This window comes from Tannerella forsythia (assembly GCF_003860135.1).
GTDB lineage: Bacteria > Bacteroidota > Bacteroidia > Bacteroidales > Tannerellaceae > Tannerella > Tannerella forsythia_A.
In genome coordinates, this window is record NZ_RQYN01000072.1 from 1 (window position 1) to 9,528 (window position 9,528).

9 protein-coding genes, 1 tRNA gene and 1 pseudogene are annotated in these 9,528 nt (G+C 48.2%); 7 read left to right on the forward strand and 4 right to left on the reverse strand.

Annotation, left to right across the window (positions count from 1 at the left end; translation table 11 throughout):
- The 6 genes and pseudogenes from EII41_RS12525 to EII41_RS12550 form a co-directional block, all read left to right on the forward strand.
- Window positions 1–154, forward strand: a pseudogene (locus tag EII41_RS12525) (IS1 family transposase); the annotation flags it as partial.
- Window positions 155–366: 212 nt separating this feature from the next.
- Window positions 367–1,737 carry a DNA repair protein RadA gene (gene radA, locus EII41_RS12530; RefSeq protein ID WP_124790863.1) on the forward strand — a complete coding sequence of 457 codons (1,371 nt, stop codon included), beginning with the start codon at window positions 367–369 and terminating at the stop codon, window positions 1,735–1,737.
- A 65-nt stretch (window positions 1,738–1,802) separates the two neighbouring features.
- The gene (locus EII41_RS12535) at window positions 1,803–2,099 is read left to right on the forward strand and encodes a nucleotidyltransferase family protein (RefSeq protein WP_124752417.1); all 297 of its coding nucleotides are present in this window, start codon (window positions 1,803–1,805) and stop codon (window positions 2,097–2,099) included.
- Window positions 2,083–2,427, forward strand: a complete 345-nt coding sequence (locus tag EII41_RS12540) for a DUF86 domain-containing protein (RefSeq protein ID WP_124790864.1) — start codon at window positions 2,083–2,085, stop codon at window positions 2,425–2,427. The genes EII41_RS12535 and EII41_RS12540 overlap by 17 nt, the downstream gene beginning before the upstream one ends.
- Before the next feature lie 24 nt (window positions 2,428–2,451).
- Window positions 2,452–4,041, forward strand: a complete 1,590-nt coding sequence (locus EII41_RS12545; RefSeq protein ID WP_124790865.1) for an NAD(P)/FAD-dependent oxidoreductase — start codon at window positions 2,452–2,454, stop codon at window positions 4,039–4,041.
- 55 nt (window positions 4,042–4,096) lie between these two features.
- Window positions 4,097–4,474, forward strand: a complete 378-nt coding sequence (locus EII41_RS12550) for a hypothetical protein (RefSeq protein WP_124790866.1) — start codon at window positions 4,097–4,099, stop codon at window positions 4,472–4,474.
- Between the two features lie 130 nt (window positions 4,475–4,604).
- Here EII41_RS12550 and EII41_RS12555 read toward each other — a convergent pair whose 3' ends face one another.
- Window positions 4,605–6,305, reverse strand: a complete 1,701-nt coding sequence (locus tag EII41_RS12555) for a S41 family peptidase (RefSeq protein WP_124790867.1) — start codon at window positions 6,303–6,305, stop codon at window positions 4,605–4,607.
- A gap of 59 nt (window positions 6,306–6,364) precedes the next feature.
- On the reverse strand, window positions 6,365–7,342 hold the full coding sequence (locus EII41_RS12560; protein ID WP_124790868.1) for an adenosine kinase: 978 nt from the start codon (window positions 7,340–7,342) through the stop codon (window positions 6,365–6,367).
- 84 nt (window positions 7,343–7,426) lie between these two features.
- On the opposite strand from EII41_RS12560, the gene EII41_RS12565 reads away from it, so the two are divergent.
- Window positions 7,427–7,500, forward strand: a tRNA-Asn gene (locus EII41_RS12565).
- Window positions 7,501–7,749: 249 nt separating this feature from the next.
- On the opposite strand, the gene EII41_RS12570 is transcribed toward EII41_RS12565, so the two are convergent.
- Both EII41_RS12570 and EII41_RS12575 read right to left on the reverse strand, forming a co-directional pair.
- The gene (locus EII41_RS12570) at window positions 7,750–8,688 is read right to left on the reverse strand and encodes a glycosyltransferase family 2 protein (protein ID WP_124790869.1); all 939 of its coding nucleotides are present in this window, start codon (window positions 8,686–8,688) and stop codon (window positions 7,750–7,752) included.
- A gap of 1 nt (window position 8,689) precedes the next feature.
- Window positions 8,690–9,070: a GtrA family protein gene (locus EII41_RS12575; protein WP_124752409.1), complete on the reverse strand. Its 381-nt coding sequence runs from the start codon at window positions 9,068–9,070 to the stop codon at window positions 8,690–8,692.
- Between the last annotated feature and the right edge of the window lie 458 nt (window positions 9,071–9,528).

Below are 9,528 nucleotides of genomic sequence, written 5' to 3' on the forward strand. Positions count from 1 at the left end.
TTATACAGTCGAAGGTTATAATAGCAGAATAAGGCATTATTTAGCAAGGTTCAAACGAAAAGGGAAGTGTTATAGCAAAGCGAAACACATGATAGAAATATCCCTAAAACTTCTTTTTCTAAAGCTAAACAATGAAATAACTATATATGTTTAACAATGCCCTATAAATTTAAACAGGCTCATAGAGAAATATACCAATAACCCCTATTCTTCAATAACGTTGCAACAAAGTCAAAAGAGGCTATTCAAGGCCGCTCTAAAGATGAACGACCTCAAAGAACTACTCGGAATTTGATGCAGTTGCCCTGAGAGAGCGTAACATATTTCGATATTTTTCTTACCTTTACCTCTTCAAAAAAAGAACGTATGGCTAAAGTTAAATCGGTCTATATCTGTTCCGAATGTGGTGCCGAATCGCCGAAGTGGGTCGGCAAATGTCCGTCGTGCGGCGCGTGGAACACGTATGTAGAAGAACTGATAAAAAAAGAACCTGCCACATGGCGGGCTGTTTCGGGAATCGTACGTGACGGCATGAAGCCCCGGCTGCTGCGCGATGTCACGGCAAAAGAAGAAACACGTATCGATATGCACGATGCGGAGTTGAATCGTGTGTTGGGTGGCGGGTTAGTGAAAGGTTCGCTCGTACTCGTCGGAGGAGAACCGGGCATCGGAAAATCTACGCTGGTGTTGCAAACCGTTTTGCAGATGAAAGGTCTGCATACGCTCTACGTTTCGGGCGAGGAGAGCGCTCAACAGTTAAAAATGCGTGCCGACCGTCTGGCCGGAAAAGATACCGATATGGGCAATTGCCATGTGTTTTGCGAAACGAATCTCGAACAGATTTTCGTACAGGCGCAAAACCTCCAACCCGATCTCTTGATCATCGACTCCATCCAGACGATGTTTACCGACCGAGCCGAATCGTCGCCGGGCAGCATCACCCAAGTGCGTGAGTGCAGCGCGGCAGTGCTGAAGTTTGCCAAAGAGACGGGAACCCCCGTGCTGATGATCGGACATATTAATAAGGAAGGCAGCATAGCCGGGCCGAAGGTTCTCGAACACATTGTCGATACCGTGTTGCAGTTCGAGGGCGATCAGCATTACATGTATCGCATCCTGCGGAGCATCAAGAACCGTTTCGGCAGCACCTCCGAGCTGGGCATCTATGAGATGCGGCAGAGCGGACTGCGGCAAGTCGAAAACCCCTCCGAACTGCTTCTGACCGAGAATCACGAAGGGCTTAGCGGCGTAGCCATCGCGGCCGCGATGGAAGGCGCCCGTCCTTTCCTGATCGAGACCCAGTCGCTCGTCAGCAGCGCCGTGTACGGAACGCCTCAACGCAGTGCGACGGGATTCGACCTCCGGCGAATGAATATGCTGCTGGCCGTGCTGGAAAAACGCGCCGGCTTCAAGCTCGTACAGAAAGACGTTTTCCTGAATATCGCAGGAGGATTGCGTGTAAGCGATCCGGCCATCGACCTGTCGGTGATCAGCGCCGTATTGTCGTCGAGTTTGGACATCCCGATCGATCGCAGCACGTGTATGGCGGGCGAAGTCGGACTCTCGGGCGAGATACGTCCGGTCAACCGTATCGAACAGCGCATTCAGGAAGCCGAGAAGCTCGGATTCACCCACATGATTGTTCCGCAGATGAAAGGTTTGGAAGCGTTGAAAAGCAAAATGAAGATCCTTCAGGTCAGAAAAGTAGAAGAAGCCTTCCGGCAGCTATTCGGATAAGGATGATTTTAACAGGCGAATTAAACACATTATCTTTGTATCCGCATAACAACGACAAAAAAGATATGGACAAATCGATGATTGATAAATTATCCGATTTTTTCCGGACACAACCGGTAGATAAAGCATGGATTTTTGGATCTTATTCGCGCAACGAAGAAGAAGAAGGAAGTGATATCGATGTACTTGTTCGTTTTTTGAAAGGAAGAAGAATAACCTTATTCTCCTATGCCTCTATGCAATATAAGATGGAACGGTTACTGAATAAAAAGATAGACTTGGTCGAAGAAGGACAACTGAAAGAATTCGCCGAAGATAGTGCCAATGCCGATAAAATACTGATATATGAGAGAGAAAAATAAAGATAAAGCACGTTTGTTGCACATCATTGAAGCGATTGATAATATTTTCGAGTTTACGAATAACCAAACATTTGAAACATACAGGCAAAATAAAATGTTGCGTTTTGCTATCATTAAGAATCTGGAAATTATAGGCGAGGCAGCCTACTTGCTGACGAATGAGTTTAAAAAAGAATATTCGGAGATAGAATGGCATGCTCTCATAGGCATGCGACATGTATTAGTTCACGGATATTATCAAATCCGGGATGAGATCGTATGGGCTACCATAGAGACCGATTTACCCCCTTTGAGAGAAAAAGTTCAACTGATTCTAAAAACATTATAGAATAAAGTAAAATCCTTTCGAATTGTGATCAAAGAACTGTCATTACGTATATTACCCGAGGAGGCAGCGAACGAAGCGTCGTTGCGCAAGGTAGTCTGCCGCGAAACGGGCGAGAAACCCGAAACCATCCGTGGCGTGCGCGTACTGAAACGCTCGATCGACGCGCGACAGCGTACGGTCTGGGTCAATGTAACCGTACGCGCCTTCATCAACGAAGAACCGGCAGACGCTGAATTTACGCCGATCGAATACCGCGACGTATCGACCGCCAAACCCGCCGTTGTCGTAGGTGCAGGCCCTGGCGGACTGTTCGCGGCCCTGCGGCTGATTGAGCTGGGCATGCGCCCCATCGTCATCGAACGCGGAAAAGACGTGCGGCGGCGCAAGATAGACATCGCCCGGATCAGTCGTGAACACACGGTCGACCCCGAATCGAACTACTGCTTCGGCGAAGGCGGCGCCGGCGCCTATTCCGACGGCAAACTCTATACCCGAAGCAAGAAACGCGGCTCGGTCGATCGCATCCTCCGCATTTTCTGCCAGCATGGCGCCAGCACAGCCATCCTCTCGGATGCTCATCCCCATATCGGGACGGATAAACTCCCGCGCGTCATCGAAAACATGCGCGAGCAGATTTTACGCTGCGGCGGAGAGGTACATTTCGAAACCTGCATGGAAGCATTTCTCTTACAAGCGGACGAAGTAAAAGGCGTACGGACACGTGACGGACGCGAGTTCCACGGTCCCGTCATCCTTGCCACCGGACACTCCGCGCGCGACGTCTATCGTTACCTCGCAGCACAAAACATCCCCATCGAAGCCAAAGGAATTGCCGTTGGCGTGCGGCTCGAACATCCGCAGCAACTGATCGACCGCATCCGTTACCATCGCAAAGACGGACGCGGAAAATACTTGCCCGCCGCCGAATACAGCTTCGTGACGCAAGCCGCCGGACGCGGCGTATACTCGTTCTGCATGTGTCCCGGAGGATTCGTCGTGCCGTCGGCCACCTCGCCCGACGAGGTCGTCGTCAACGGCATGTCGCCCTCCAACCGCGGATCGCAATGGGCCAACGCCGGATGGGTCGTCGAAATCAGACCCGAAGACCTGCCCGCGTGTCTCTTCCCCGGCATGCCCGCAGGAGACGCCTCCCTCCCACCCGTTTTATCCGTCATGGACTTTCAGGAACGCCTCGAACGCCTCTGCCGCTTGAGCGGAGGGATGACCCAAACGGCTCCCGCCCAGCGCATGGTCGATTTTGTACAAAAAAAGAACTCGTCGCATCTGCCCGTTTCGTCCTATACACCGGGATTACTTGCCTCACCGCTTCATTTCTGGATGCCGGAGTTCATCACGACGCGTTTACGCGAAGGATTCCGCCATTCCGACCGCGTATCGCACGGTTTTCTCACGAACGAAGCCGTCCTGATCGGGGTCGAGACCCGCACCTCCTCGCCCGTGCGTATCCTGCGCGATAAAGAAACCTTGCAGCACATCACGCTTCAAGGCCTTTTCCCCTGCGGCGAAGGAGCCGGTTATGCCGGAGGAATCGTTTCCGCAGCCATCGATGGCGAACGCTGCGCCGAACAAGTGGCCGATGCTTACAAAAGATAAGAGTATATTCTTATATATATAACTGAAAATTAGAATTATTGTATCGATTTTATGGTTGAGTATAGGAATCGGTCACAATCAAATACAAATTGTAAAAGATCACAAACCGCAATTACGTATCGCCGTAAATAAAAATGATGCGACAAATTTCCTCACGGCAGATTTGCTACAGGACTTTCTTCCGCTCATAAGCGTAAAGCTTCCAACGGTCAATGTGGGGCTCCCAACCCAACCCGGAGACGTCGTGATCGGATCGGGAGATGTCTCGGGCCTGACGGAAGACGGATTTCGCATACAAACGCAAAATGGACGTCTTTATATCAGCAGTGGTGGCGATAAAGGTACGATTTACAGTTTCGTAACGTTGCTCTGGAACACTATATGGGAGTTCGTTACGATGTTGTACCCACCTTCGTTCGATACAAAAAAATAACATTTTTCATCACCAGCAACAAGGGATCCCTCCAATAGATTAAAATTCCACATAGATCATTCCGATAAAAGGAGCTGAACATCTATGATATTATTTGAAAGTTCAAGAACAAGAGGCTCATCTCATTCTTTCAGCCCGCACGGTCGACAACCGAGTCTGTCTCTTTTTCCTTCTCAGGCACAGGAGCACTCAATGTCTGACGGTATAACGCCTCGTCGGCCAACACATCCAATGCTTTCTGGAAGGCCTTGTCGCCTTTCAGACTCTCGATAAGCTCACCTTCCTGATAATAATACCGCTTGATAATCTCGGTTGTGATAAGCTTTTTGATATCTTCCTTATACCGTTCGAGGTCACGCTCCAAATCAGGCTTGAGTTGCGCTTCGAGCGCCGCAAAAACCGTTGTGTCTTCGGCTAAATACCCTTCAAATTCAGCCACCTCTTTGAGACTCTTCAACGCCTTTTCACTCTGCCGGTCGTATGTAAACTTCGCCTCTTTCAGACGTTGCTTGAAGACTTCGTAATCCGCATCGGGATAAACAAACTCCTCAGCCGGCGCGATAGTCGGATGTGCCTGCACCCAATCGGTGACGTAGTCAAACAACGTATAATCACTCAATAAATAATACAACATGGTTGGCGTTTTCTTCTCCTCCACTTCAAAATCGGGGCGGACACCTCCTCCGTCGCGTACGGGACGCCCTTTCGAAGTATAAAAAACAGAAGTCAAACTGTCGGGGATAGCCGAGACACTTCCGTCGGTATGGCGATGGGCATAGTCCATGTGCTGAACGCATCGTCCGCTGGGAATATAGTATTTGCTCATCGTCACTTTGACATTTCCGTCGTAAGGCAGGTTACGTGTCGATTGCACCAGTCCTTTCCCGAACGATCGGTTGCCCACCAGCACCGCGCGATCCATATCCTGCAATGCTCCGCTGACGATCTCGGCCGCCGATGCCGAACTTCCATTAATCAGCACCACCATCGGAATAACCGTATCGATCGGCTCGACCGTAGTGCGATACGTGCGATCCCACTGTTTGATTTTGCCTCGCGTCGAGAGTACCTCCCGCCCTTTCGGGACGAAATAATTCACAATCTGAACGGCGCTGGGCAATAACCCTCCGCCATTATCGCGCAGGTCGAGAATCAACGAGGTAATCTGATGACGATTTTTCAGGTCTTCGAAAGCTTCTTTTACCTCCTGCGCACTCTTTTCCCTGAACCCGTCAAGGTAGATGTATCCCGTACGATCGCCGTAAACACCGTAATGCACAACTTGTTTAAGCATCACCTGCTTGCGTATCACTTCGAATTTGCGCGGTTTCTTTTCGCCCGGACGTTGAATTTTCAATACTACTTTCGAGTTAGGAACGCCTTTGAGCAATTCGCTCACGCGTTCGCTCGTGGCCTTCGTAACATCTGCCGTATCGATGCCCAGAATCCTGTCGCCGGCCTTGAGACCGGCCAGAGCCGCAGGCATCCCTTCAAACGGTTCGGTGATGATCACTCCGCCATCGCGAGAACGGATATAAGCCCCTACCCCGCCATATTCACCGGTGATCAGCATTTTCATATTGTCCATCTCCTGCTCGGGGAAGTATTCCGTGTACGGATCCAGCCCTTTCAGCATGGCATCGATGCCACGGCGTACCATCTTATCGACCTCGACCGAGTCGACGTAAAACATATCGACCTCTTTTACAAGCGCATTGAGAATCTCTAACTGTTTGCTGACTTCAAAGCGATTCCCCTGCTGAGCTTCGACGTTAACGCCTCCCAGTGCCAACGAAAGAGAAAGGAGCAGCGTATTTTTTAATCGTGACATGTGCTGTTGTGTATATTATATAATGTATAGGCATGCAAAAGTAGGCATTTCCGCCACGCCTACGATAGAATCTCCCCTACTTTTAACTTTATTTGTTGCCAGCGATCGGCCGGAATTTGCGGTCCAACGGTCTCGACCACATGAGAGGCCATCACGGCACCGATCGAAGCCATCTGCTTCAACGATCCCCCCCGCGAATACCCGTACAAAAATCCGGCGGCAAAGTTATCGCCCGCTCCGGTCGTATCGACTGGTGCATGACTCAAGGCCGGTACATGTACTGTTTCGCCTTGATGTCCGGCCAATGCTCCGTCTCTCCCGACGGTCACCACTGAGTATTCAACATCTTTCATGATCTCACGAATGGCCTCAGCCGGAGCAAGGCTGGTATAAGCCTCGGCTTCGCTATCATTCGAAAAAAGAATATCTACGTATTCGGGAATGACCTGATGCAACATCTCATAAAACCCGTGAACGATATTAAAGTTCGACAGATCAAGCGCAATTTTCAATCCCAACTTCTTCGCACGACGCAGGATGGGATAAAACAGTCGTTCGTTCGAGATCAGGTAGCCTTCCATATAAAGACAGTTATACATACGTAATACGTCATCGGTAATCTCTTCGGCCGTCAGTGTAGCTGCGGGACCGAGAAAAGTCGCCATCGTCCGTTCGCTGTCGGGCGACATCAGTATCGTGCAGCATCCCGAAATACCGTCCGTTTGCACGATATGCGGGGTTACACCTGCATCGTGTATCGCCTGTGTATAAAAACGGCCGTTCGCATCCGAGCCTACCTTACCTATATAACCGACCGAAGCACCCAGCAACGCAAGCGCACGCGTCGTATTACATACCGAACCGCCCGGTGCCTCCGAACGTTCCAATCCTGACTGTTCACGCTGAATCGATCGCATCGTCACTTCGTCGATCAAATCCATCGCTCCTTTCTTTATTCCGATAGTTTCCAGCGTCGTATCGCTCTCCAGACGCAACAAAACATCGAGTAATGCATTCCCAATTCCAATAATTTTCATCTACTCAAAATTTTTTTTGCACAAATATATTGCATATTTCGAAAATAGCCGTATCTTTGCACCGCAATTTTAAGAGAACAACACTCTTCCTTAGCTCAGTTGGTTAGAGCATCTGACTGTTAATCAGAGGGTCCTTGGTTCAAGTCCAAGAGGAAGAGCAAAAAGAGCTGAACAATAAAAGTTTAGCTCTTTTTCTTTTTGTATCTGCGGACACAAAATCAACTTCTTACATAAGCTATAAAACCTTTTCCCAATTGAGCAAGAAACGAATCTTCGCCTTACTCTATCCTCCAACATCCCATGCACAAAAGAGACAGGTTCATCTTTCGAAGTTCGGCACAAGAGTTCCAACAATCCAAGCAGTTTATAAAAAAGACGGCGTGCACTCCTCCGCCTGAAGGGAAAGATTACCCGATTTTCTGTCCGTTATACGAACGGGCAAAATAAACGGGACGTTTTTTGGTTTCGTTGAAGATACGTCCGAGATATTCGCCGATAATCCCGATAGAAAGCAGTTGGACTCCTCCCAAAAAGAGGATAGTCACCATGATGGTAGGGAATCCGTCGACCGGATCATCGTAAATCAGATTGGTGACAAAAATGTAAATTCCATAGATAAACGCCAGCAACGAGACGATGGCTCCTGATACGGAAGCAATACGCAGGGGGGCTACTGTAAAAGACGTAATCCCTTCTACAGCAAGATTTAGTAGCTTAAAAAAACTCCATTTGCTTTCTCCCGCTATCCGACATTGCTGATCGAATAAAAGTTCTTTTTTACGAAACCCGATCCAACTAAACATTCCTTTCGTGTAACGCTGCGACTCACGCAACTGTTTCATAGCATTGATGCAGATTCGATCCAGCAGACGGAAATCGCCTGTATCTTGTTGGATCGGCATATGAGCCGCTTTTCGTAGCGTCGCGTAAAAGATACGTCTCAAGTTTTTTCGCAAAAAGGATTCCTTTTCATTCGTACGACGCCGCGCATAGACATCGTCATAGCCTTCCTCCCAATAACCGAGCATCTCAGGGATCAGTTCGGGCGGATGCTGCAAGTCGGCATCCATGATCACCATACAGTCCCCCGTAACATAATCGAATCCGGCAAGCATGGCGACTTCTTTGCCATAATTGCGCGACAAGTCAACGTAGTTGATGCGCAAATCCTTCTCGTGTAACTGCGCGAGCAGCACAAGCGTATGATCCCGGCTACCGTCATTAACAAATATCACCTCCCACGCGTATTCCGTGTGCGCATCCATCAACGCCCGGAGCCTCTCGTAAAGCATCAAAAGAGATTCTTGCTCGTTGTACGCAGGGATTAAAACGGATACTTTTTTCATTTTACAGTCGTTTAGATTTCAAAACAGTACGTACAAGTACGAAATTGATTGGAATGGTGATGGCGTATACCGGCAGAGGCGCGATATTCTCGGGGATACCTGCATAGAGAAACAAGTTTAAAAACCCTACCTGCAATACATAATTAATCAAGTGACTTCCCGCGAAACCAAAACCTTTCTTGGCCGAAGGTTTTGTCTTGAACGTGAAATAATTCGATAATAAAAAGTTGGCAAAGAAACTGATGATATACCCTATGGAAAAGGCGATGGTCGTATTCATCACCTTATTGAGCAACAAATAAATGCCGTAATGAATGCCCGTAGCCAATCCTCCGACGACACAAAACCTGATGAATTCTTTTTGTTTAGCTGAAATCTCCATGCTCTGGCGAAATCTTACGACCTGCAAATGTAACAGATAATTTTGAATTTAGGCCCTGCAAAGAAAAGTTTTCGGCTCATACCTTAATTCCCTGTGTCTTGCCCCGGGTTCATACAACGATAAGCCATGCCAAGTAACAATAATTGGATGGATATTGCAAAATGAACCCCGAACACTTAGTAATATTATCCCAATCTGTTCTGTTACAAATTCAACAAACGGCATCTCTGAGAGAGACTGTTTGACCGATTCTTAGTATTCACACTCACTTACACACCCTATTTCAAATCAAAAAATTATAATAGGAAATATTGCGAATGTTCATATTTTTTCGAGTACACGAAACAGGGGTATACCAAACATGATGGTCGTACATTTGTGCGTTTGTAAATAATTCAATAATTACTAACTTTGATATCAGCATGGACAAAGACCGATTAATGGTTGGTTCAAGAAAC

Coding starts and splice junctions, on each gene's coding strand:
- radA (WP_124790863.1), top strand. CDS start 367: ATGGCTAAAGTTAAATCGGTCTATATCTGTTCCGAATGTGGTGCCGAA.
- EII41_RS12535 (WP_124752417.1), top strand. CDS start 1,803: ATGGACAAATCGATGATTGATAAATTATCCGATTTTTTCCGGACACAA.
- EII41_RS12540 (WP_124790864.1), top strand. CDS start 2,083: ATGAGAGAGAAAAATAAAGATAAAGCACGTTTGTTGCACATCATTGAA.
- EII41_RS12555 (WP_124790867.1), bottom strand. CDS start 6,305: ATGTCACGATTAAAAAATACGCTGCTCCTTTCTCTTTCGTTGGCACTG.
- EII41_RS12560 (WP_124790868.1), bottom strand. CDS start 7,342: ATGAAAATTATTGGAATTGGGAATGCATTACTCGATGTTTTGTTGCGT.
- EII41_RS12570 (WP_124790869.1), bottom strand. CDS start 8,688: ATGAAAAAAGTATCCGTTTTAATCCCTGCGTACAACGAGCAAGAATCT.
- EII41_RS12575 (WP_124752409.1), bottom strand. CDS start 9,070: ATGGAGATTTCAGCTAAACAAAAAGAATTCATCAGGTTTTGTGTCGTC.